Below are 24,005 nucleotides of genomic sequence, written 5' to 3'. Positions count from 1 at the left end.
ACCTTGAAATCGATGAACAGAGGGCCGGCCCCCAGACCGGCCGTTCCTCCTATCGGGTGAGGTCGTAAGAAAAGTCAGTCGCACCTAGCGTCATCGTCTCATGATCCAGCTTGTCGAAGATCTTGTCGAGGATAGCCGTTAGAACACGCAAACCTCCAACATATCCCATGAGAGGAAACCGGTGGTGGTGGTGCCGGTCGAAGATTGGAAACGTCAGTCGAATCAATGGAGTTTCAGCATCGCGCTCAAGATATTTCCCATAGGAATTACCGATCAGTAGATCAACCGGTTCGGTGAACAAAAGGGATCTCATTGCCCACAGATCCTTGCCGGCCCAAACCTGCGCATCTTTACCGAAGGGCGACGATGCGAGTAATTCCTTCATCTCGGTTTCCCACGCAAACGTGCCATTGGTGGCCAAGCAGTGGGTGGGCTCGCCGCCAGTCTCCATAACGAAACGTGCGATGGCATAAACAAAGTCGGGGTCGCCATAGATGGCGTACTTCTTTCCGTGTAGCCACGACTGGCTGTCTGCCATGGCATCGATCAACCGGCCTCTCTCCAGCCGGACGGCTTCGGGAATGGTCTTACCGGATATCCCAGATATTTTCATCAGGAATTCGTCAGTCCCTTGGATACCCAGCGGATAGTGGAAGGATGCCGTCTCCTGTCCAACTTCTTTGCAGTATTCAAGGGTCTTACGAGTATTGTAGTGCTGCAACGACACTGTCGTGCCGGCGTTGAGTGCTGCCTTCACATCATCGAGCTTTGTGCCTCCGTCATATATGCGGAACTCACCATCGGATGGTGTATCGAATTGATCTGAGGCGTCCGAAATAAATGCGTAGGACACGTCCATCAAGGTGAGCAGTCGCTTTAATTCACGTATGTTGCCAACACAAAAGCCGTCGAAACCTGGGATAATATTGATACAACTTGGGTTCTTACTGCGCTCTTTGCCGGCCCAAAAATGCTCCAGTATGCCTTTGACCATGCTGTCATAACCATCGACATGGCTTCCGACGAAGGCCGGTGTGTGTGCGTACGGTACGTCAAAATCCGCTGGTACGGACCCTTCGTTCCTGGCATTCTCGATGAAACCATGTAAATCGTCGCCAATCACCTCCGCCATACAGGAGGTGGAGACTGCGATCATCTTCGGGTCGTAGAGTTTGTAAGCGTTGGCAAGGCCGTCGACCATATTTTTCAAGCCGCCGAATACAGCTGCGTCTTCAGTCATTGACGAGGACACCAGGGAGGACGGTTCCTTGAAATGCCGCGTCAGATGCGATCGATAGTAGGCAGCGCAGCCCTGACTTCCATGCACAAAAGACATTGTCCGCTCGAACCCGGCGGCTGCGAAAACCGCGCCTAGCGGCTGGCACGCCTTTGCGGGGTTAACGACGAGCGCTTCGCGAGCCAGATTTTTCTCGCGATATTTCCACGTCTTTGTAAAGTCACGTTGATCCGAAGCGACTTGGTCCGGGTGAGAAGATTCGAAGTTTATCTTCTTCTCGGCCAACATCTTCCTGTATTCCGGCTCGCGGAACAGGGCAGCATGATCCAGGATTTTTTCGGCTGGTCGCGTCATGGCGTCACCTTTCTCAACGGCTGTACCGTTGCGCGGAGGCCTACCTATCCTCAAGCACTTTACGTTTTAGCAACTTCTTACCTACAGGGCGGGGTCTTATTCGGCTGCGACCGCTGCGAGTGCCGTAGCTTTTTTCCAAGGTGCCTCGTAAAGGCCCCATATCGGGTTGTTTATCGCGAGATCCATGTCGCGGGCGAAGATCGCAAAACCATCATAACCGTGATACGGGCCGGAATAATCCCAGGAATGCATCTGACGGAACGGTATGCCCATCTTCTGCACCGTGTATTTTTCCTTGATACCCGAGCCAACGAGGTCAGGGCGAATCGCATCGATGAATTTCTCAAGTTCGTAACCATTGAGATCGTCGTAGATCAGGGTGCCCTTTTTGGTATAGTGACTGGTTCGCTGATAATCATCACCGTGACCGAATTCGTAGCCGGTGCCGACGACCTGCATTCCGAGATCCTCATAGGCAGTAATGACGTGACGCGGGCGCAAGCCGCCGACATAGAGCATCACCCTTTTGCCATTGAGACGCGGACCGTACTTGTCCGTCACAGCATCGATGAAAGGTTGATGCTTGGCGATCACTTTTTCGGTCGTATCCTCAATCTGGGGCCCAAAGTGCTTGGCTATGGCGCGAAGCGAGGTTGCAATCTGAGACGGACCAAAAAAATTGTACTCCATCCAAGGTACGTCGTACTTCTCTTCCATGTGCCGCGAGATGTAGTTCATCGAGCGGTAGCAGTGGATTAGGTTTAGCTTGGCTTTCGGTGCGCGCTCTACCTCAGCGAGCGTGGCATCTCCAGACCAGTTACCGATCACTCGCAGTCCGACCTCCTCGAGTAACAGGCGCGATGCCCATGCGTCACCACCGATGTTGTAGTCGCCTATGACGTTAACGTCGAATGCACCGGGCGTAAAATCCGGGTTCTTCTTGTCAAAGATCCAATCTCGTATGGCATCGTTGGCGATGTGGTGGCCGAGAGACTGAGAAACACCACGAAAGCCCTCGCAACGCACTGGCACAATCGTTTTTTTGTATTCCGCTGCCTTCTTCCGGGATACAGCCTCGATGTCGTCGCCGATCAGGCCGATTGGGCATTCGGATTGTATTGTAACGCCGTTGTTCAGCGGAAACAGTTCTTCGATCTCATCGATAACCTTTTCCAATTTTTTGTCGCCGCCGAAAACAATATCCTTTTCTTGAAAGTCCGAAGTAAATTGCATGGTGACAAAAGTGTCGATGCCTGTTTGACCCATATAGTAGTTGCGGCGCTGCGACCACGAATACTGACCGCACCCAACCGGTCCATGCGAGATGTGGACCATGTCCTTGATCGGCCCCCAAACGACACCCTTAGAGCCTGCATAGGCGCAGCCGCGGATGGTCATCACGCCGGGAATTGACTTAACGTTCGACTTCACGTCGGATCGGGACGTTGAGGAGTTGCCCAGGCTGCTCGCATCCTCACCCGTTGCCACGTTGAGATGCTTGTTGCGGCGTTTTGCCGTCCTATCGTGATATCCAGACAGCACATCCTCTATCACCTTCGTGTGAAAGGCGCTGTCATTTTCGTAGTTCGCGCTCATTCGATCCTGCCCTGCTTCCAAGATAATAGTGGCGCCTCGCGAGCGAGCCGCCATCGGTTTCAACGCGCATGGATCAACTGCGCAAACCTCGTCGGAAGGAGTCAGCGACTAGAAGGCGGCGCGTTCGCGTCCTTGGCCTGAAGCTCCGCGAGCATCTGCTCGTCTGTCTTCATGATTCCGAAGTCGAGCAACATGTCTTCCAACTCTTCCATCGTGATCGGAGTCGGAATTGTCCCTTGGCCCGAGTTGGCGTGAATTTTCTCAGCCAACTTCCGGTACTCCGCAGCCTGTTGGGATTCTGGAGCATATTGGATCACCGTCATCTTTCTAAGCTCGGCGTGCTGCACGATGTTGTCGCGTGGCACAAAGTGAATGAGCTTTGAATTCAGCCTTGCAGCGAGTGCTTCGGCAAGATCCAGTTCACGGTCAGTCTGACGTTCATTGCAAATCAGGCCACCTAGGCGCACGCTGCCGACCGTCGCATACTTAAGGATGCCTCTGGCGATATTGTTGGCGGCGTAGAGTGCCATCATCTCGCCGGACATCACGATGTAGATTTCTTGGGCCTTGTTTTCTCGAATTGGCATCGCAAAGCCGCCACACACCACGTCGCCCAGGACGTCATAGGAGACATAATCGACATCATCATATGCGCCGTTCTCCTCCAGAAAGTTAATCGACGTAATAACACCGCGGCCAGCGCAGCCGACGCCAGGTTCCGGTCCACCGGACTCCACGCATCTAATGCCTTTGTATCCCAGCTTGAGCACATCTTGGAGTTCCAAGTCTTCAACCGAACCTTTTGTCGCCGCAAGATGAAGAACAGTATCCTGCGCCTTCGCGTTCAGGATGAGGCGAGTTGAATCGGCCTTTGGGTCGCAGCCGACGATGAGGATCCTCTGCCCCAGTTCGACCATCGCCGCGAGAGTATTTTGGGAAGTGGTCGATTTACCGATCCCGCCTTTTCCGTAGAATGCGATTTGACGCAAACCTGCCATGCTTCTGCCTTCCCTATGGAACTTCGCCCTGTCCCGTCAATGATTGCCGGCAGCTTTCGCCACCGCATAAAACACAGCAAGATACGTGCCAAATTGCGACGCGATTCGAGGAAAGGCAGATTTAAATTAGATTTCAAAGATAAAAATGGACTGAACCGACGTCGGACCACCTCGGCAAATGTCGTGGAAGCGACAAAAGTCGTGTGCATTGTCGCACACGCGAGACGACCATACGATATGGGGGCCGAGATCTTTGTGCATCGGCAGGGCCATTCAGCTCCCCCTCGATATCACCAGCGCTGTATATTCCGTAGGGAATTTCATCCTAGGCGAACCGAATGCACTGCGAACGCATCTTCAGTCTCTATAACGGTCGAAACCCACGGGCCAATTCGAGAGTCAGTACTTCCATAGTTCCAACCGTTTGCGGCTATTGGGTTAGGCGACGACGCAGCAACGCGATCGACACGAAAAAGGGCAGCACAATGTAAAGGCAAAGAGCTCCAAGATGCAGCGTGATATCTGGAACGGGATGCCCAAGCATTGCCGGACGAATGAGATCGATGGAATGTGCGAGTGGGAGAAGGTGCGTTATACGCTGAAGCATGGGCGGGAGCTGATCAACCGGGAAGACGGATCCCGACAGGACCAACATTGGGGTAATGACAAGCGACTGATAAAAAACCAGATAGTCGTAACTGGGTGCCAGTGCCGCCACGACCATCGATAAGCTCGCGAAGGCAAGACCCGTCAGCGCGATGACTGGGAGAACATAGATCAGGGAGTCCCATTCCGAATAGGCTAGCGTGGCTGTCACGATACCAATCGCCGTACCTGCTATAGACGCCTTCGTTGCCGCCCACGCCATTTCCCCCAGGACGATATCCCCAAGCGTAAGTTTGGTGTATAGCATCGCCTCCCAAGTGCGGTGATCTCGCATGCGAGCAAACGTAGCGTAAATCGTTTCAAAAGTAGATGCGGTCATCGCGCTCGTTGCGACCATCCCGGCCGCCAGAAATGCAGAATAGGAGACGCCGCCGACATTGCCCAACATCACGCCGAGTCCTGACCCTAATCCGAAGATGTAAATCATGGGATCGGCAAGATTACCCAGGAGTGATGCTGGAGCGACTTTCTTCCATGCCAGAAAGTTTCGCCGCCAGACCGCGACCCAATTCAGCAATCCCGAGGGAAGTGCCTCTGTAGAAAATCTACCCATCGCTACTTCTCCATCTCGCGCCCTGTCAGCCGCAAAAAAACGTCTTCCAGATTAGCCGGGCGTTCAAGCAGGCGCAGACCGGGAAATTCCCGCAGCTTGGCACGGACCTGATCGGAATTAACTGTGTAACAGAACAGCGTCTCTCCACTAATCTCGATCCTTTCGACATGTGGTCTGACTATCAAACTGATTTCGTCAGGGTTGCCCCCGTAAACCTCAATAACCGGGCAACCGATTATATCTTTAATCAGGGAGAGAGGGGGGCCTTCGGCGATCATGCGCCCACCTTCGAGTACGCACAACCGGTCACACATCCGCTCGGCTTCATCCATCATATGCGTTGTCAAAAGAATGGTCTTGCCGCGAATAAGCAGGGAGCGCAGCCGCTCCCATATCTGGTGGCGAGCGGGCGGATCCAGGCCAGTGGTTGGCTCGTCCAGTATAAGCAGTTGCGGATCGTTTACGAGTGCTCGCGCCAACGTCAATCGGCGTTTCATGCCGCCCGATAAGTCTGATACGCGAACATCAGCTTTGGCCTCAAGCTGTGCAAATTCTAGTAGCGATGGGATGAGCTCTTCGATCGCGCCGGTACTCATTTGGAAATAACGACCAAAGACCAGTAGATTCTCGCGGACGGTAAACTCCATGTCCAAATTGTCGAACTGCGACACTACCCCGATGCCCGCTCGCGCTAAACGAGCCTTCCCTGGTACCGGCAGTCCAAGCACAGATATCTTTCCCGCGCTCGGTGTCGCCATCCCAAGCAACATACGCGTAATCGTGCTTTTGCCTGCACCGTTTGGCCCTAGCAATCCGAAGCACTCTCCAGCTTTCACGCCGAACGACAAGGAATCGACGACCGTTTTCTCGCGGTAGATCATAGTAACGGCCTGAAGATCGATCGCCATGGTAGGCGCAGAGTTGGGTTCGCGCTCGGGATTGGATCGAGCGGAGGCTGAGTTTCGGTCCGTTGATATAGTCTTCGGTCTCAACTTTTCACGTTCCATGTTCTCACCCATAGCTACCTCCGAAAGCGCGACGAAGTATCGCCCACAAAAAGGGATTCGGAGGTCACGATCTCCGCTTCATTCGGAGCGCCGTTACCTTTGGCAATTGCCGGTCCGTCGGCCGTCGAACCGCGAGACAGCCAGTCGCTATTGGAGAGGGTGAGCAGGGCAAAGCCCTTCAAAGGGATCAACATGAACAGGTTTATTAGCGTGTGAATTGAGAATGCCAGAAATCGGATCTGGCGCGCGCGGTAGGCAGCGACTGAACATCGCACCATTGTCATCGACGCAATGATGATGATCGTCCATCCCGGCATCGTTGCTGTTAGGACGAACTGGATTATGCCCGTGGCTGAAGACACCGCCAAGAGCAATGGTCCGATGTTCTGGTGAATGGCATCCAATGTCAGAAAGCGATTGTGGCTAGGCAGGAGAGGCAAAGCGAGTAAGGTGTCACGGAAGGTGCTGCGTGCCCAACGTAGTTGCTGACGTAGGTAGGACCCTATGCGGTCTGGTACGACAGTTTTCGCTATTGCCTCGGGAACGTATTCGGTTCTGAATCCTGCACTTAGCATGAGGATCGTTAAATGGCGATCCTCGCCAAAGTCACTTGGCTTGCCTCGATAAAGTTGCGTTTGATACTGATCAAGAAGCAAGAGAAGTGCGGACCGGCGGTACATGGCGCACGGGCCGCAGCAACACATAACCGCGCCAAATCGAGCCTGGGCGGCGCGTTCGTCGTTACAGGCTAACCAGTATTCCATGTCAATCAAGCGCGTCAGCAGGTTTTGGTCGCGATTGCTCGCTTTTAATTGGCCCATAGCGGCGCCAACGTCAGAGTCGCGCATTTTTTCGACGAGCAGAGTCACGACGTCCGAGGCGATAGAAGTGTCCGAATCAACGTTTAGGATCAAGTCTCCACATGACCGTTCTATTGCAGCGATCTGTGCTTTGCGCTTTCCGACATTCTTCGGCAGCAGCAGGAATTCGAACCTCGGATCCGAGGTGTAAAGCCCGTGAACAGGCAAGATTGCCTCACGATTGCTGGAGCCATCATCAACTATATATACTCGAAACTTGCCGCCATAGTCCTGCCCCGCCAACGAGGCGAGGCAGGCCGAAAGAATGGCCGGATCTTCGTTGAAGCATGGGACAATGATGTCTACGCTGGGCAAATGGGCAGGATCAATCCCCTTTGACCTCGGCTGTGAGCCGCTGGCTTTGCTCGCGTAGAAAGCCTGCATACTTTTATAGATTGCCGATAACAGCGCATGAAGCGTGGCGGCTGCGATACCGATTGTTTCAAGCAAGGTCATAGTATCTCGTGTGTTGATCAATGCTAAGGAAGTGAACGGATCGTCAGTCCACGGCTACGCAGTGATTTGATGATTGCGGATATGGCTGCAAGCGTTTGATCACGCAGCGTTGGAAGCTTGGCCGGGTCCGCAGCACCGGGGGGGCATCCATCATGCAGAAGCCACGATGGACCCGGGTTTGGTAGCGCCAAGCACGCGGTCAACGATGGCGTCGACGCCCGGGCAAGACCAGTCTCGAGGGTCAACTGACCAATGTACGGGTGCTAAACCTAAGCTCGCCGATTTGACGAGAGCCTCTTCCGTCCACTTGCCATACGGGGCTCGAATGTGGCGGATAGAAGCGCCAGCGCATGCGGAGAGAAGAGCCCTATTTGCTTCATCTATTTCACGTTCCACCTGTGGCCGGCTGCAGAGGGCCAGATCGGGATGCGTCATCGTGTGATTGGCGACACCGTGGCCTTCCGAAACAATACGTTGAACAAGGCCCGGATGTGCTTCCGCGTGAGCACCAATGACAAAAAACGTTGCTGACACGGCATGTTGTGCTAGGACATCCAGAATCTGTGGTGTGCAAAATGGGTTGGGACCGTCATCGAACGTCAGGTAGACGCACTGATCGTCCGCACCCGCATCCACTCTATCTATGATATTGAGGTTCTTCATAGTTCCGGCCCGCGTCGCTGTATGAGGGACCCCGACGGCCAGTCGCTCATTGTGCGCCCAACCGGAACTACAACAACTAGAACGTCTTCGGTTCGAGTGGCCGGGCAATCACGATAGACATCCGCAAGAGTAGACTCTACGCGAATGCCGGACACGATATTTGCCGCGCCATCCCTGCAGAATCTCTCGATGTGATTTCGCATCGCGTATCGCACAGTTCCGAATGCGAAAGGCACGCCAAGCCCTTCCACGACCGGAGCCATGGCTCGAATGGAGTGAGCGATGCCCAGTTTTTCTAGATCCGGCCGAACACCATATAACCCCAACTCAGCCACAAGCAGTTCTGTCTCACCCACTCTGATGAAACGCCGTAACAACCCTAGATGACCGGCTATTCCTTTGGAATCGTAGGCAATAGCGCGAAGCTCAGGCCGAGCGCCGGCCCAGCTACGACCATCCTCAAAGGGTTTGGCGTTAAACTTCCCGGTTGGGCCATATGTATTCCGAAAGAATGATGCGAGCTCCACGTGGTCGGAGGAAGCCAACTCAGTTTCCCAATGTAATTTCCAATGTACCCCGGAAGACATGCAGCGCTCCAATTGTTGTTTGACCAAAGGAAACAACCATAAACAGCAGCAACCAACGCACGGTACAGCTGCTTTGGGCTGTGGAGCTGGCTTGGTCCACCAATGCACAGCAGCGTTCCTTGTTGCCCCCCGGTTTCGGCGAGAGGCACCTTGATTTCTGCAGGATAGTGGGTCTTCTAGTTCGATGAGATGATATCGGTAAAATCTATTGTTTGGATACAAAGCATTTAGGAGATGGATATCGGATGCGATTCAGAGGCTTGGACTTAAACCTGCTTGTAGCGCTTGACGCTCTGATGACCGAGCGGCAGTTGACTGCCGCGGCCCGGCGCATCAACCTCAGTCAACCGGCAATGAGTGCGGCTATTGCCCGTCTCCGAAATTATTTCCATGATGATCTCTTCGTAATGCAAGGGCGCGAACTCATTTTGACCCCCCGTGCCGAAGCACTTGCGCCTGCTGTTAGAGACACCCTGCTCCATATCCAACTCTCTGTTATCGCCTGGGATCCAATCAAACCCGCGGAGTCCGATCGTCGGTTCAGGATTATCCTATCCGACTTCATGACACTGATATTCATGGAGAAGGTGATAAAGCGGATTGCGCGGGAGGCGCCACGTGTGACCTTTGAACTGTTGCCCCTTGATGACGATCCCGATGAGCTTCTGCGCCGGGGTGACGTTGATTTTCTGATTCTGCCGGATTTGTTGATGCCGAACATCCATCCCAAAGCGAAGCTCTTCGATGAGACGCTTGTTTGCGTAGGATGCCCAATGAACAAGCAGTTGGAAGATCGGCTTTCCATGGAACAGTTTATGTCGATGGGGCACGTCGCGGCCAAATTTGGCCGTTTAATGAAGCCTTCAGTTGAGCAATGGCTATTGCTCGAACATGGGTTCAGAAGAAGGATTGAGCTCGTCGTACCGGGCTTCACTTTAATCCCGCCACTGCTGGTGGGGACGGACCGAATTGCGACCATTCCAATGCGATTGGTGAAACATTTTGAGCAGACGATACCCCTGAAAATCGTCGAGCATCCCCTTCCACCTCTCCACTTCCCCCTGGCAGTCCAATGGCCCGCGCTTCATAACACCGACCCAGGCAACATTTGGATGCGTGAGATCATGTTTGATGAAGCTTCCCGGATGGAATCTTGATCGGAGACATTGGCTGTTTAGGCGGCACCGTTCGCTAGGACGGATGATGCTGACCCCATGGAAGTCACAGGCGGGATCATCGCGACGATACTGTAATGTTTGGCCAATGTGATTTTACTCTTTCTTCAACCATTGTTAGCTGGATGACGCTTGGCGGAGCCAGCTCTTCAGAGCATCGCTAGCGTAAGAACGGCGCGCGAACACCAATTCTTCCCGTTCCCCTAGCTGCCAACATTTCGCTCAACCTCTTGATCCCTTCCGATGGTGGGCGATCGACAATTTTGCCCCGAGCCGACGGAGGCATATGTCCATCTCGCAACTTCGCTTACGTCTAGCGATCAAGTGCCAGTCCGCTGATCAGGCTTTTACCGTAGCGGCCGGGGATAGAGGTCGCGTCACGAAGAGCTTGCTCCACCAAGCGACTTCTTACTCGACGTAACACGGCACATTCGCCGGACAAATACATCAAATCCACGCAATCAATTTTACTAATGGCGGCAGATGCAACATAGGGGATCTGACAAGAGCCAACTCATAGCACTTCGCGCCTGGGGACTAGCTCATATGTTTGCTTGCCAACGGAGCGGAGTCGCGTGTCGTTGAACGCGCAGATTTGCCCTCTCAAACCAGAACGCATGGAGGAAAAGAATGGCTGATGAACTCGCGATTGAAGTTATCACCACGATCAAGCGGCGCGTTGAATCGGAGCAGGGCGGGATAGCAGCAGCATCAATGACCGAGATAACCATCGAAACTGAATTGACGTCCTTGGGCATCGACTCTTTGGGTTTGGCTGACGTCCTTTGGGATCTGGAGCAGGCCCACGGGATCAAAATTGAGCTGAACACATCCGATGCGTGGTCAAATCTCAGCAATGTTGGTGACGTTGTCGAGGCCGTCCGCGGATTGATTGCGAAGGAAGTTTAAAATGAACAGACGGGTAGTCATCACCGGGATGGGTGGGCTTTGCGGCTTAGGCACCGACGCACAATCAATTTGGACAGAAATGCGGGAAGGTCGCGCAGCAATCGGTCCAATTGCTAACACCCCGCTTTACGATCTGGAGGGGACTGTTGGGTCCGAGATAGGGGGGCTGCCCGAGCACGAGATCAGCCGCAAGCAGCTTGCCTCAATGGACCGCTTCAGCCTCTTGGCTGTGATTGCAGCATGGGAAGCGCTGCGACATGCAGGGCTTTCGGTCAATGAAGGAAACCGCACCCGCTTCGGCGCAACCGTTGGCGTCTGCGGCTGCGGGTGGGATGCAATCGAGCAGAGCTATCGCGGCCTCTTTTTGGGGGGAGCAAGCCGCGTACCCATTTTTAGTGCCCTGAAAGCCATGCCAAGCGCGCCAGCAGCACAGGTAAGCATGGTGCTGCGCCTAATGGGCCCGGTATTTGGAGTTACTTCCGCTTGCGCGTCGGCAAATCACGCTATCGCTACGGCGGTGGATCAAATCAAGCTGGGCCGCGCCGATGTGATGCTCGCTGGCGGTAGCGATGCCCCGCTCACCTACGGAGTACTAAAGGCTTGGGAGGCTCTGCGGATACTAGCGCCGGATACATGCCGCCCGTTTTCCGCCGATCGAAGGGGTGTTGTTCTGGGAGAGGGCGCTGGCATGGCGGTACTGGAAAGCTACGAGCATGCTGCCGCTCGCGGCGCTACCATACTTGCCGAGATCGTCGGAGTGGGCCTTTCCGCCGACGCTTTCGATATCACGAGCCCATCAGTTGAGGGACCAGAGTCAGCGATGCGAAATTGCCTTGCTGACGGCGGTTTAAACCCCGAAGATGTCGATTACCTTAATGCTCACGGCACCGGCACCAAGGCTAACGATCTAACGGAAACAGCAGCAGTTAAACGTGTCTTCGGAGACCATGCATATTCAATGTCGATTTCCTCCACGAAGTCGATGCACGCGCATTGCCTTGGCGCAGCAAGCGCACTGGAAATGATTGCATGCGTGATGGCGATCAGAGAGGGCGTAGTGCCGCCGACCGCAAACCATCGAGAGCATGACCCTGACTGCGATCTAGACGTTACGCCCAATGTGGCGCGCCAACGTAAGGTACGTGTTGCCTTAAGCAACTCCTTTGCGATGGGTGGCACCAACGCCGTATTGGCCTTTAAGGGCGTGTAGGGTCCTGGACCGCCAATTTCCTGCTCCCCTGGGGGATTTGTACAGGCGGCCATCATCAAATCTACCATAACTAGCGGGGTGGAAATAAAGCGAGAAGAGAATTGATGCTGCGCATCTAAGATCTCGCCGGTGCGACGGCTGTCCATCTGCGATGGCTCGGTCTAGCCTATCAGCCAAGGAGCCGACTGGTACGCCTTGTACCAGATCGGCTCGCAACACTCCCCGAATTAGCCATTCCGGGGCCTGTACAGGTCAGGCCGTGGTGGGGAGTGTCGGTAAACCTCCCCTGCCCTCAATACTCGTCGTTTTTCGATAGATACTGCGCTGAGTTGGGAGCTGTGGCGTTGATCTGGCGATCACCCCGTTCGATTAGAGCCAAGGCCTTGATTGCCTTTGCCGCTTCGCTTTCTGGGTCGAGAGCAAGCATATGGCCGACCATTTCCGCAGCCCATTGGGGCCCCCGCACCACAACCGCTTCCTTGGCAAGATCGAGCGCCTTCTTTGCCCCGGCCATGTCGAGGATCTTGCGCGCGCTCCATCGCCGGCAGAGGGTGTAGATTGGTCGCAGTGCGATCGAACCACTCCACATAGTCGCCATCGATGCTACAGACGGCCCAAGTGACGCTACCATAATATTCCTGAAGGTACGGGCTATATGCAAGTTCTGAAGATAGGTTCACCTCCCGGGCAAATTAGTCCGGCGTCTTGCGGTGCTCAAGGCCTGCCAGGGACTGATCAAGAATGCTCTTGATTCCGGTTAGTGGGTGGGAGCATCTCTCCCCTCATCCTTCCCGAGGCTCAGACGCAATATTCCCCTGCTCCATGGAGCTGGCATCCAAGGTGAGCATCTTCTCAAGGCTGGCGATCCATGTCTCAGGTGGCCTCACTCGTTAGTCGGGCAGACGTTATGCCGCAAGACCAGCAATCGCTTCGAGAAACGCATCGATTTCTTCCTCCGTATTGTAGTAATGCGGCGATGCCCGCACGACCGGCGGAAGCTGTCGCGAATAGGCGTCAACGGGCGTGCTGGAGGGAGGTGACACGGAGACGTTTATTCCTTTATCTGTCAGATAGGCCATGACCGCTGACGAGGCCCAACCGCTAACGGTGAATGAGATGATGGAAGCGAGCGGCGCCCCAAGGTCATGGATCGATACGGAACGCAACTCTCTCAGGCCCTCGCGCAGCCTGGATGAAAGGCGATTACAACGCTGCTCAATGTTGTCGAGTCCAACGCCCAGCGCGTAGTCAACTGCCGCCCGCAGGCCGAGACGAACCGAATAGTTCTTCTCCCACGTTTCAAAACGCCTGGCATCGGGTCGCAATTCGTATCGGCCAGGAGCTGTCAAGGGCGCACCATAGAGGTCTATCATCGCTGGCTCTATCTTCTCGAGGACTGATCTACGCATATACATGAAACCAGTTCCCCGCGGCGCACGGAGAAACTTCCGACCCGTGGCGGTGAGGATATCGCAGCCAAGCGCGTTGACATCAATCGGCATCTGACCCGCCGCCTGGCATGCGTCGAGTAGATAGAGGATGCCATTTTCTCGCGCTATTCGACCGATCGCTGCCGCTGGATTGATAAGGCCGCCATTCGTCGGTATCCAAGTGACCGCTATCAGCCGCACGCGATCATCGATCATTCCCACCAGTGCGGTCGGATCGAGGACGCCAGAGGCGTCATTCGGGATGACTTCGATAGATACCCCGGTGCGCTTAGCGACTTGCAGAAAGGCGATGTAGTTGGCTGCAAATTCGGCACTTGCCGTCAGAATCCGGTCCCCTGGACCAAAGGAGAGGGAGTAAAACGCGCGCTGCCAGGCGATTGTTGCATTTTCAGCTATCGCTATCTCATCGCGGGTGCAGTTTACGAGTGTGGCCAAGCTGTCATATGTCCCCTCAAGTAGAGAGCTGGCCTCGGCGGCGGCTTCGTATCCGCCGATCTCTCCTTCACGGCCTATGTACCCGATTACCGCTTCAATAACCGGGCTGGGCATCAAGGCAGCCCCAGCATTGTTAAGGTGGTTTCTGTTTTTTGTCCCGGGCGTTTCAGCACGCAAGCGCAGAAGATCCAACGCCTTGTGAGCGTCGCCGATAAATTGCGACATGCTGTTTCCTTCCTTTCATCGAACCACCAATTTAGTTGACGCTATCCGCACTGTCGCGAAACCCCCTACTTTTGCAACCGGCTGTGCAGATTTGAACGACGGGAAAACACTCACTGCCAGTGCCTCATCAACACGTAAGATTGTGCTCACCGGACTCCTTTTGTGTTCGCAGAGGGCATCGATCTATAGTTCCGCCGCGTGTTCCACAACCAGCTGCCATTTGCAATCGCCCGCCACGACAGCAGACCATTATGTCCGTTCGCGCTCGTGTGACAAAAAATCACAGTCACCACTGTGCTTTTCTCAGAAGGCGTTGTTCGTCTCGGCGAACCAGTTCCTTCAAGAATTGCTTCACCGCTCTCACTCTCGGAAGATAAGCTAGGTCCTGATGCGCCGACATCCAAATTTCGCGCACACCATGCAGCTCTTCGAGCACTGGAATGAGACCAACGTTCAGGCTGCGTGCGAATTCCGGAAGCGCCACAATGCCCGCCCCCGCGGATGCGGCGAACATCTGCGACATCATGCTATTTGAGCTGAACACGATCTTCGGAGCCGATACAAGCTCTTCGAGCCAAAGAACGCTTTCGAGCTGGACAAGCTCATCGATATAGCCGACGAAGCGGTGCTCCCGAAGATCTGCCGCGTAACAAGGAACTCCATTGCGCTCAAGATAAGCCTTGGAAGCGAACAGCCCTGTTTTAAAACGCCCAATCAGCTGACTGTCCAGCGCAGTTCCACGGGGTTTAAAAAAACTTAGAAATAGATCCGCCTCGCGGCGAGCGACGCGAACCGACTGAGGGGATGTTACCAGTTCGAGGTCAAGATCAGGATGCCGCTCACTGAGTTCCACAAGCCGTTTTGAGAGATAAAGTGTTGCGATACCCTCCATCGTAGCGAGTCTGACGGTACCGCGGATCTCGTCGCGATTGCTCACGTCACTTCGAAGGGCATTCACCCCGTTCTCAATTTCCTCCGCCCGTCGCATGGTAATTAGCCCAGCCGGTGTCAGCAAAAGTCCGTCCGGATTCCGCTCGACGAGCGCGCCGCCCACCGTATATTCTAAACGAGCAAGCCGGCGCGAAACGGTAGAGTGGCTGACCTTCAGTTCGCGGGCGGCGCCGGTCACGCTCTTGCACCGGACTACGGTAAGGAAAAGCTTGAGATCATCCCAATCAAGGTGGTCAATTGCCGTCGCCATGCTCCCCCCGTCTATTTTTGCACAGCATAGTGCATTCTATTGGGGTTGGCGCGCAGATTCGCTCTGCTAGCTTCGGACCCGACCCCCCAGTTAGTCCGTGTGAAGCAAACTTCGGCAGGCGGACTGATCCCAAAAGTTGGTCTGCTTAAGGTAACCTAGGAGAAGACCATGTCGAGACAAACTGTGAACTCTTCGCACGCCACCGCTGTGGGATCATACTCGCACGCGACATGGGCTGGCGACTTGCTGTTCTGCTCTGGCCAAACGCCGATCAACCCGAGCTCCGGCAGACTGGCCGATGGCGGCATTGCCGATCAAACACGCCAGTGCTTTGACAAGCTATTTCAGGTTCTCGAGGCGGCAGGATTAGGGGGCGACGACGTCGTTTCAGTCAACGTCTATTTGACCGACATGAGCGACTTTAGCCATATGAATCGGGTTTACGCCACTCGCTTTTCAGCACCTTATCCCTCGCGCACCACCATTGGCTGCTCCAGTCTGCAGCTAGGAGCGCGAATAGAAATCAGTCTAACGGCACAACGACAATCCTGAACACGCCGCGCTTGTCGCGATGCTCCAGATGGGAAGGGCCGATTTTATCGGCAATGGAAATCGATGAGAACCGTGAGTTTTAAGGCCGCCGCCGCTCATACCGCGTCGGTGTACTTGGATCCCTTGGCAAGCGCAAACAAAGCTTGCTCCGTGATTGCTGAGGCGAGCCGCAACGGCGCTTCCCTGGTGGTGTTTTCGGAGAGTTTTCTTCCCGGTTTCCCTATTTGGGCAGCACTTTACCCGCCGATCCAATCGCACGAACATTTCAGGCGCTTCTTGAATGCTTCGGTATACGTGGATGGCCCGGAAATTGAGCGCGTGCGGAAAGCGGCGACTGACTATGGTGTTTTCGTTTCGATCGGCTTCTCGGAGCGCAATCCGGCAAGTGTCGGAGGACTGTGGAATAGCAACATCTTGATCTCAGATGCTGGCCAAATCCTAATCCACCACAGAAAACTGGTCGCGACCTTTTTCGAAAAATTGGTATGGGACCCCGGCGACGGCGCTGGTCTGGTCGTCGCGAATACAAGAATTGGACGTATTGGCGGTCTCATTTGCGGGGAAAATACCAATCCGCTTGCGCGGTATACTCTGATGACGCAAGCAGAACAGGTCCACATAAGCACTTATCCCCCCATATGGCCTACTCGTGTTCCTACAGAAAGAGACAACTACGACAACCGGGCGGCCAATCGAATCCGTGCCTCGGCCCATTGTTTCGAGGCCAAGTGCTTCGGCATCATTGTAGCCGGGCGGTTGGATGAAAGCGCGCGCCAGTCCATAGCCTTGAATGACCCCACGGTCGCGGCGGTCATAGATGCCAGTCCGAAGGCCAGCAGCTTTTTCCTCGGACCAACGGGGGCGCCCGTTGGTGATGAATTGATTGACGAAGGTATCGGGTACGCCCATATCGATCTGGAGGATTGTATTGAACCGAAGCGGTTTCACGACGTCGTTGCGGGTTACAACCGCTTTGACATATTCGACGTAGCTGTGAACCGGACGCGTCGAAAGCCGATAAAATTTGTAAAAGACATCACTACGGAATCTTCAACGGACACTGAGGTGCAAGCGTTACCGGAGTAAGGCGATGACACGGACGGGCATGCATATGACCAAGAAGGGGTTCTCATTCCAAGGCCCTGCTGAAGGCGTTCATGCCCTCAACTCCTGGATCACCGCTGAAGACGATCTTTTTCTGGTCACTCATATGGGGTTCCTGGAAATCGACCCTAACCATTGGCATCTGGATGTCGATGGCCTCGTGGGAAACCCGGTGGAGCTGCGCTTGGCTGATCTCCTGGCGATGCCGCAGCGCGAGTATATGTCATTTCACGAATGCGCTGGCAGCCCTCTTGCTCCGACAATCGCCAAGCGCAGGATTGGAAATGTGGTTTGGAAAGGGGTGCCGCTATCGCTTGTTCTGGAGCGCGCGAAGATCAGCAGCGATGCGTCCTACGTATGGACTTCCGGCCTTGAGTGGGGCTCGTACGCAGAAGTCGAAGAACCTTATCAAAAGGATCTGCCGATCGCGAAAGCACTTGCAGAAGAGGTCCTTCTTGCACTTGAGATCAACGGCCGGCCGCTTTCCATGGAGCGCGGAGGTCCGGTTCGGCTGGTCGTGCCAGGATGGTACGGCACGAACTCCGTAAAATGGCTTGGTTCGATCACTGCCGCAGACCGGCGGTCGCGAAGCGCCTATACGACGCGTTTCTATAACGACCACACGGCTTGGGGTGTGAGACCGGTTTGGCATGTCGCCCCGGAGTCGGTCATCGTGTCGCCGTCCCCAAGTGATATACTCTCAGCTGACATGCCAACAACAATATGGGGCTGGGCTTGGGGAGACAATCAGATTTCGAGTGTCGAGGTGAGTGTGGATGGAGGAGGCTCGTGGCAAGCTGCAACAGTCGGGCCACGCGAGGATAGAAGCTGGCAAAGGTTCGAGTTGTCATGGTCGCCTCGAGCGGGTCAGCACCTCCTAATTTGCCAGTGCACGAACGAAGTCGGGGAAGGGCAGCCGTTAGCTGGCGCGAGAAACGCGGTGCACTCGGTGGAAATAAACGTCGCATGATAAGCCCTCATCTGCAAGCAATGTTATAGTTATCACTGGCCCCCCCGGCGCATGAATTTGCCTTAACGTCCCGTTCCTGTTCGGCAACCCGGACGTCTGAGCCAATACCCTTGACCGTGGTCTGGGGGCAAGGCGCCCGCCCTTTATTTTCTGTCCAGGAGGGCTTCAGTCCCTGGCTCCGCGGAAACCCAGTGTGGCAGGCGTGCCGCATCGTCCAGTCTACAGGAGGAGCCAAGCCGCACTGATCGTCAACAAGAGCGCGTTCCAGCCGCCGCCTTTTCTGACGTCGAGGGAGGCGCGAGGCAAGGCGGAAAGTCGCCTTGCGGAATCGATTGGTCTTACACGTCAGACGAACCCTGCCACGCAAGGTAGCTCAAGAAAACAAACCGACATACGGGGAACAAGAGAATGTGCAAGCCTGTCAGTCAGGAAGGGGGCGATCATGTCGCCAATAGCGCCGTTTCCATTTGGCCCATCATCGTTATCTGCTTTACGATCGTCGTCTTTGATGGCCTCGACACCATCTCAATAACCTTCGTGGCGCCAAAGATTGCCAATATCTGGGACATGCCGGCGTCCGCCATGGCGCCAGTCTTCATGGCTGCCAGTATTGGCGCGGTCATTGGTTACATTGCAGCAGGTCCAATGGCAATTCGCCTTGGAGACCGCAGAGTGATGCTTCTCAGTGTCGCAGTTTTTAGCATTGGCAGCCTCGCCAGTGCAACTGCCACCGATATCATGGGTCTCGCTACCCTGCGGCTAATGACCTCCGTAGGGTTGGGAGCGGTTCTGCCTCTTGCTGTGGGCGCTGCGTCGTCCGTCGTTTCACCGGCACGTAGGTCCACCACGGCCATATTTATCACAACCGGTCTTTCAGCAGGGGGCGTACTGGCGGGTATTCTCGGAGGGCCGCTGATCCAGAACTATGGCTGGCAATCAATCTTTATAGTCGGTGGAATACTGCCCCTGCTTCTATTGCCGGCCATCGTCTGCTTTTTTCCTGCTTCGAGCCGTGAGCATACCGTAGCCGGCAAAGAAAATGCGATCCTGGGGCTGTTTGCGGGGCAGCTTGCACTTCGGACGATTCTTCTTTGGCTTTTCGCCTTCGTCGTATTTGTGGAAGCCTATGCCGTCCTCTACTGGACGCCGACGTTGTTGATCAACTGGGGCATGCCATCTGAAATGGCTCCAGCGAGCGCGGCAGTATTGTCCATGGGTGGTCTGTTCGGAGGCGTGATCCTCGTTTTCCTGGTAGTGGAACTGAGTGTCGTGAGATCCCTTATGGTGTACGGGGCCTTCGGGCTCGGCTGCATTCTGATCTTCGCACACGGAAGTCTGGACAAGACAATAATGATGGTTGTCTTCGGTATTGGAGCCGGACTGGTTCCTTGTTGTATGGGGCAGGCCGCTCTCGCTGTTTCGTTCTACCCCGGACACCTTCGAGCGACAGGAGTTGGCTTTGCTGCGGCCGCAGGCCGGATCGGTTCTGTGGTCGGCCCGGGACTTGGAGGCGCGGTCATCGCATTAGGCTGGTCGACACAGCAGATTGTCCTGATGGCGGCGGTCCCGTCCATATTTTCAGTGATCATTCTTGTCGCAATACACATCCTAGGACCTATCGACATTCAAGATTCCCAAATCGCTTGAAGACTGATTGGTAGACGACCGTGTTTGATCACGGAGGTTTGTGGATGGCAGCCAGACGATATGAATTGAGCGATGCTCAGTTGGCGAAGATTGCGTCGTTGTTGCCTGATAAAGCTGAGGATTCGGGGCGCACTGGATCGGACAACCGGCTGTTTATGAATAGTTGTCTTTGGGTGTTGCGCTCTGGCGCGATCTGCCGGAGCGGTATGGCAAGTGGAAGTCGGTGCATAAGCGTTTCAGCCGCTGATGCCATGCCGGCATCTGGGAGCAGGTGTTCGAGACGCTGAAGGCAGACTAAGACAACCAATATCTGATGAACGACAGCACGATCGTCTGTGCTCATCAGCAGGCGGCATCCGGAAAAAGGGGCCAAGGATCCGGCGCTCAGGCGTTCCCGAGTTGGATTGACCACTCGGCGACGTCATGCAAGCTCCGGCGCCTCTGGAAGGGCAGATCGGCAATGTCGTGCTGGCCGATAAGGCCTATGACAGCAATGTTTTGCGAGCAATGCGCCAGCATCGGAGCCAAAGCCGTTATCCCGTCAAACTGTTCGCGCAAGATCATCATTCCGCACGATGAACTCCCGTACATGCATTGCAACCGTATAGAGAGGTGCTTCAACCGAATGAAGCACTTCCGCAGTTTTTTAACCCGATACGATCGCAGAACCATTCATTCCCAAGGCTTCTTCTATCTGGTTGCCGCAATGCTCTGGCTGCGATGAATGTCGATCGTCCTAGCTCCCAACGACCGGTCGACCCGCGGCCAAAGCCCAATGAGTTCCATACTGCTGATCTGCTGCTGCAGCTTTTAAAGTCTCGCGATTATGCTGTTATGGGATACGGTCGCTAGCGCGTTGTTCCTTAGGTCATGTTGACAAAGTGAGGCAGCCAAATCCTCACTGCGGCGATCGCCAGGAATGCAGCGAATGATGTTTTAGTCTTGTCGTAGCGGGTAGCGATGCGGCGGAACTGTTTGATCCGGTTGAACATCCGCTCGATACGATTGCGGTCTTTGTAGGCATGATAATCGCAAGCTGGTGGATTCTTCCTGCTTGCTCGCGGTGGAATGACCGGGCGTGTGCCGTGGAAGAGAAGTTCCTGGCGGATGCTGTCGGCATCATATCCCTTGTCGGCGAGTAGACGACGGGGCCTGTTTACCGGCATTGCGAGAAGATCTGGAACGGCCAGATAGTCAGAGGCTTCGCCACCCGTCAGGACAAAGCCAAGAGGGCGGCCCTGACCGTCTGCTCGGGCGTGGATTTTTGTCGTAAAGCCGCCGCGTGATCGACCAAAAGCCTCCTTATGAGTCCCCTTTATGGATGGCCCGCCCCTCCCGCCGGCACCAGTGTATGATGCCAGTGTCCAAGAGAGGAAGGAGCGAGCCATGCAAATAATGATCCTTGGTATTGACCTGGGCAAGAACAGCTGCAGCGTCGTTGGCCTGAACGAAAGTGGGAAGGTCGTCGTTCGACGGCGGATGCGGCGTGACGGGGTCATCTCGTTCGCTGCCAAGCTGCCGCCATGCGTCATGGCAATGGAAGCTTGCTGTGGTGCCCACCATATGGGCCGGTCACTCGTGTCGTTTGGGCATGAGATTAGACTCATGTCGCCGGAGTATGTGCGACCTTACGTCAAGGCTCAGAAAAATGACGACCGCGACGCAGAGGCGATCGCCGAAGCCGCAAGCCGCCCGACCATGCGTTTTGTCGAACTCAAAAGCGAGGAGCAACTTGACATTCAAACCCTCCATCGCGTGCGCGACCGTTTGGTTGGTGAGCGCACTTCATTGACCAACCAAATCAGAAGCTTGCTTTTGGAGCGTGGGCTCGTCGTGGCACAGGGGCACGCTCGATTAAGTTTGTTGCTTAGCGAATTACTTGACACCGATGCCAGCACGCTTAGCCCGCGCATGATGTTCCTGCTGCGTGACATGCGCACACGTTGGGAGGAACTCGATCGGCGCATCGCTGCTTTTGATGCTGAATTTGCGTCCATGGCACGAACTGACGAGCGAGCTCGGCGTTTGACGGACATTCCCGGGATCGGGGCATTGAACGCCACGGCGCTTGTCGCGGCTGTCGGCGACGCAGCGACGTTTTCCAAGGGACGCGACCTCGCAGCGTGGTTGGGACTTGTGCCTCGCCAGGCCACTACCGGCGGAAGACCGAAGCTCTTGGGCATCACTAAGCGCGGCAGCAGATATTTACGCAAGATGCTGATCCAGGGCGCGAGATCTGCCATGCCCTCGTTGGCAAGGAGTGACACCGCCGTAGGGGCGTGGCTGCGAGGACTTCTCGCACGTAGTCACTCCAATGTCGCCGTTGTCGCACTGGCCGCAAAGATGGCGCGAACCGTCTGGGCCTTGCTCCACCACGGACGAAGCTACAAGGTGATGTCGATAACGACTGCCTGAGACACATAAACAGCGCTCATGGCGAAACGACGCCGGATGCGCCGAACTGCGAGTGGTAAAAGGAAGATGGCCTGACAGTCGATCGGCGTCCTGAAAACCTCCGGCGCTAAATGGCCTTCGAGGCCGGCCCCTTTATGAGGATGAGGACGCGCGGATCTCCATCTTGGCAGTGGCCAGCGCGCCAACATGCCGGATACGTTTGTGCAGACTGTTCAAACCAGCATCCGATTATCGCTTGCAAACGGGGCGGGCCATACGTTAGCGCCCGCTGCCTGTGAATGGCCGCGAACTGTGGTGCTGTCCAGCATGTGCTGCCAATCATCTGTAAGGCCAAGCTCCACAAGCGTTTCCAAGAGCGCATCCCACACCCCTTGCTCGGCCCAGCGCCGGAATCGGACGTAGACGGAATTCCACTTTCCATATCGCTCATGCATGTCACGCCACGGGCAGCCGACCCGAAGGACATGCAACATGCCGTTCATGAACTGACGATTATCGTGCGAGGGTCGCGATTTACGGCCACGCTCTGCAGGAAGAAGCGGTTCTACGATCCGCCATTCTGCGTCGGTTAGGTCTCCACGTGCCATCGCTGCCTCCTAAAAAGCAGCTTTGAATCAGACCATAACTGATTTGAGAAGACACTTTGTCAACATGACCTAGACACTCAAACGCTGCGGCTGGTTTCAAAGGAGCGGGCCATTCTGGACCTGACGTTCCATGGAAATTGGTTCGTATCCACCCGTTTCTTGGTCTAGACCCTCTACCCCGCCGAAAAACACAGGAGGATGTCCATGCTACAGATTACCTTTCTGGCGGCGACGCCAAGAGCTCTCTGCCGACGTGAGCCGTGGCCTTATCCGAGACCGAGCCTCTTACGCAAATCAGCGTTTTCTACGCGCAGTTTTTCTGCCAGCAATTTGCGTAGATGCTGATTTTCCTGCTCCAGCTGAAGAAGATCGACGAGCTCATCAGTTGCAAAATTGACCGATACAGCAACCATCTCATCAGGTTTTATAGCCGGTTCTCCAGTGTTTTTCCTGACGCTGGCGCCCGCCGAGAAGCTGAGTTCCTTTTTGCGCGCCCTTGTTTGTCTGCCGCGATCTACGCCCGCTGCACCTGAGAAAGTGGAAGTTTCCGCGTTGACTATGGATGCCGTCTCACTAACCGCTTTCTTGATACGCGGTTTGCGCTGCTTCTTCGATACTGAATCCGGTACAGCCTGTGATCCTTCAGTATCGGTATTGAGTGTCGGATCAACCGGGTTGACGACGGATGTCACTGGTTCGAGTAATCTTTTCTCTTTCCAAGGCTCTAGAGACAGTGTCGATGGCGCTTGGTCTGTCAACTCGGCCGAAGTCACATCCGCAAGCATATTTTGCTTCCGAACAAACTTGGAGAAAAGCGTCGCGTCGTCCTGCACTGCACGCGTGATTGATCTGAGGTCGACGTCTCCCCAGATGGTCTTTGAAATTGGCCGCTGAGTTTTTCGAGAGAGCTTACGTTCGACGATAAAGTGCCGTTGGGGCTTTTTCATAATTTTGATTCCGAAACTTCCGAGCCGCAGGCTCAACGGTATGACTGAGGTGATAGGTCGCCTATAAAACTTACTTCACAGACGGTCTAGGTCATTCGCAGATTTCCCAGCCGGACGCAGCTGTTGGAACCGGGATAGTCTGAAATGAGGCATTTGAGAATGTTGACCAGCGGAAATCACCTGTCTAGGCATCTGAGACG

General features: G+C 54.9%; 18 protein-coding genes and 5 pseudogenes. 9 read left to right on the top strand and 14 right to left on the bottom strand.

The window, feature by feature from the left end; translation table 11 throughout:
* Positions 1 to 49: 49 nt before the first annotated feature.
* The 8 genes and pseudogenes from nifK to ACZ9EJ_RS23675 form a co-directional block, all read right to left on the bottom strand.
* Positions 50 to 1,591 carry a nitrogenase molybdenum-iron protein subunit beta gene (nifK, locus tag ACZ9EJ_RS23710; RefSeq protein WP_040125987.1) on the bottom strand — a complete coding sequence of 514 codons (1,542 nt, stop codon included), beginning with the start codon at positions 1,589 to 1,591 and terminating at the stop codon, positions 50 to 52.
* A gap of 96 nt (positions 1,592 to 1,687) precedes the next feature.
* The gene (gene nifD / locus ACZ9EJ_RS23705; protein ID WP_040125986.1) at positions 1,688 to 3,187 is read right to left on the bottom strand and encodes a nitrogenase molybdenum-iron protein alpha chain; all 1,500 of its coding nucleotides are present in this window, start codon (positions 3,185 to 3,187) and stop codon (positions 1,688 to 1,690) included.
* A 101-nt stretch (positions 3,188 to 3,288) separates the two neighbouring features.
* On the bottom strand, positions 3,289 to 4,185 hold the full coding sequence (nifH, locus tag ACZ9EJ_RS23700) for a nitrogenase iron protein (RefSeq protein ID WP_040125985.1): 897 nt from the start codon (positions 4,183 to 4,185) through the stop codon (positions 3,289 to 3,291).
* A gap of 430 nt (positions 4,186 to 4,615) precedes the next feature.
* The gene (locus ACZ9EJ_RS23695) at positions 4,616 to 5,404 is read right to left on the bottom strand and encodes an ABC transporter permease (RefSeq protein WP_040125984.1); all 789 of its coding nucleotides are present in this window, start codon (positions 5,402 to 5,404) and stop codon (positions 4,616 to 4,618) included.
* 2 nt (positions 5,405 to 5,406) lie between these two features.
* Positions 5,407 to 6,423, bottom strand: coding sequence for a nodulation factor ABC transporter ATP-binding protein NodI (gene nodI, locus ACZ9EJ_RS23690; RefSeq protein ID WP_255743301.1), 1,017 nt, complete (start codon positions 6,421 to 6,423; stop codon positions 5,407 to 5,409).
* Between the two features lie 2 nt (positions 6,424 to 6,425).
* Positions 6,426 to 7,727 (bottom strand): chitooligosaccharide synthase NodC, encoded by a 1,302-nt coding sequence (nodC, locus tag ACZ9EJ_RS23685; protein WP_040125983.1) that lies wholly within the window; start codon positions 7,725 to 7,727, stop codon positions 6,426 to 6,428.
* A gap of 23 nt (positions 7,728 to 7,750) precedes the next feature.
* Positions 7,751 to 8,390 (bottom strand): annotated as a pseudogene (gene nodB / locus ACZ9EJ_RS23680) (chitooligosaccharide deacetylase NodB).
* Entirely contained in the window at positions 8,387 to 8,977 is a 591-nt protein-coding gene (locus tag ACZ9EJ_RS23675) for a NodA family N-acyltransferase (protein ID WP_080719412.1), read from the bottom strand. The pseudogene nodB and the gene ACZ9EJ_RS23675 overlap by 4 nt, the downstream one beginning before the upstream one ends.
* A gap of 245 nt (positions 8,978 to 9,222) precedes the next feature.
* Between ACZ9EJ_RS23675 and nodD1 the strand changes: the two genes are divergently transcribed.
* The 3 genes from nodD1 to ACZ9EJ_RS23660 all read left to right on the top strand — a co-directional run bounded on the left by nodD1 (position 9,223) and on the right by ACZ9EJ_RS23660 (position 12,271).
* Positions 9,223 to 10,134, top strand: a complete 912-nt coding sequence (gene nodD1 / locus ACZ9EJ_RS23670) for a transcriptional regulator NodD1 (RefSeq protein WP_040125982.1) — start codon at positions 9,223 to 9,225, stop codon at positions 10,132 to 10,134.
* A 648-nt stretch (positions 10,135 to 10,782) separates the two neighbouring features.
* Entirely contained in the window at positions 10,783 to 11,061 is a 279-nt protein-coding gene (locus ACZ9EJ_RS23665; protein WP_040125981.1) for an acyl carrier protein, read from the top strand.
* Position 11,062: 1 nt separating this feature from the next.
* The gene (locus ACZ9EJ_RS23660; RefSeq protein WP_040125980.1) at positions 11,063 to 12,271 is read left to right on the top strand and encodes a beta-ketoacyl-[acyl-carrier-protein] synthase family protein; all 1,209 of its coding nucleotides are present in this window, start codon (positions 11,063 to 11,065) and stop codon (positions 12,269 to 12,271) included.
* A gap of 292 nt (positions 12,272 to 12,563) precedes the next feature.
* On the opposite strand, the pseudogene ACZ9EJ_RS23655 reads toward ACZ9EJ_RS23660, so the two are convergent.
* The 3 genes and pseudogenes from ACZ9EJ_RS23655 to ACZ9EJ_RS23645 all read right to left on the bottom strand — a co-directional run bounded on the left by ACZ9EJ_RS23655 (position 12,564) and on the right by ACZ9EJ_RS23645 (position 15,583).
* Positions 12,564 to 12,951 (bottom strand): annotated as a pseudogene (locus ACZ9EJ_RS23655) (alkyl sulfatase dimerization domain-containing protein).
* 225 nt (positions 12,952 to 13,176) lie between these two features.
* Entirely contained in the window at positions 13,177 to 14,382 is a 1,206-nt protein-coding gene (locus tag ACZ9EJ_RS23650; protein ID WP_040125978.1) for an aminotransferase class V-fold PLP-dependent enzyme, read from the bottom strand.
* Between the two features lie 286 nt (positions 14,383 to 14,668).
* Positions 14,669 to 15,583 carry a LysR family transcriptional regulator gene (locus tag ACZ9EJ_RS23645; protein ID WP_040125977.1) on the bottom strand — a complete coding sequence of 305 codons (915 nt, stop codon included), beginning with the start codon at positions 15,581 to 15,583 and terminating at the stop codon, positions 14,669 to 14,671.
* A gap of 168 nt (positions 15,584 to 15,751) precedes the next feature.
* On the opposite strand from ACZ9EJ_RS23645, the gene ACZ9EJ_RS23640 reads away from it, so the two are divergent.
* The 5 genes and pseudogenes from ACZ9EJ_RS23640 (at position 15,752) to ACZ9EJ_RS23620 (ending at position 20,580) form a co-directional block, all read left to right on the top strand.
* Positions 15,752 to 16,135: a RidA family protein gene (locus ACZ9EJ_RS23640; protein WP_046636061.1), complete on the top strand. Its 384-nt coding sequence runs from the start codon at positions 15,752 to 15,754 to the stop codon at positions 16,133 to 16,135.
* A 63-nt stretch (positions 16,136 to 16,198) separates the two neighbouring features.
* Positions 16,199 to 17,221, top strand: a complete 1,023-nt coding sequence (locus ACZ9EJ_RS23635; protein WP_046636060.1) for a carbon-nitrogen hydrolase family protein — start codon at positions 16,199 to 16,201, stop codon at positions 17,219 to 17,221.
* Between the two features lie 4 nt (positions 17,222 to 17,225).
* Positions 17,226 to 18,209: a molybdopterin-dependent oxidoreductase gene (locus ACZ9EJ_RS23630; protein ID WP_040125975.1), complete on the top strand. Its 984-nt coding sequence runs from the start codon at positions 17,226 to 17,228 to the stop codon at positions 18,207 to 18,209.
* A gap of 408 nt (positions 18,210 to 18,617) precedes the next feature.
* Positions 18,618 to 19,856, top strand: coding sequence for an MFS transporter (locus ACZ9EJ_RS23625; RefSeq protein ID WP_051900757.1), 1,239 nt, complete (start codon positions 18,618 to 18,620; stop codon positions 19,854 to 19,856).
* Between the two features lie 44 nt (positions 19,857 to 19,900).
* Positions 19,901 to 20,580: pseudogene (locus tag ACZ9EJ_RS23620) on the top strand (transposase).
* A 139-nt stretch (positions 20,581 to 20,719) separates the two neighbouring features.
* Here ACZ9EJ_RS23620 and ACZ9EJ_RS23615 read toward each other — a convergent pair.
* Positions 20,720 to 21,172 (bottom strand): annotated as a pseudogene (locus tag ACZ9EJ_RS23615) (IS5 family transposase); the annotation flags it as partial.
* Between the two features lie 70 nt (positions 21,173 to 21,242).
* On the opposite strand from ACZ9EJ_RS23615, the gene ACZ9EJ_RS23610 reads away from it, so the two are divergent.
* On the top strand, positions 21,243 to 22,271 hold the full coding sequence (locus ACZ9EJ_RS23610; protein ID WP_046636226.1) for an IS110 family RNA-guided transposase: 1,029 nt from the start codon (positions 21,243 to 21,245) through the stop codon (positions 22,269 to 22,271).
* A 260-nt stretch (positions 22,272 to 22,531) separates the two neighbouring features.
* Here the strand turns inward: ACZ9EJ_RS23610 and ACZ9EJ_RS23605 are convergent.
* Together ACZ9EJ_RS23605 and ACZ9EJ_RS23600 are read right to left on the bottom strand one after the other, a co-directional pair.
* Positions 22,532 to 22,858 (bottom strand): annotated as a pseudogene (locus tag ACZ9EJ_RS23605) (IS5 family transposase); the annotation flags it as partial.
* 266 nt (positions 22,859 to 23,124) lie between these two features.
* Positions 23,125 to 23,805 (bottom strand): hypothetical protein, encoded by a 681-nt coding sequence (locus ACZ9EJ_RS23600; RefSeq protein WP_046635182.1) that lies wholly within the window; start codon positions 23,803 to 23,805, stop codon positions 23,125 to 23,127.
* Positions 23,806 to 24,005: the final 200 nt, after the last annotated feature.

The organism is Neorhizobium sp. USDA 3394 (genome assembly GCF_056280385.1).
Note: the sequence above shows the minus strand (reverse complement) of the source record. Positions and strands in the feature narration are given on the sequence as shown.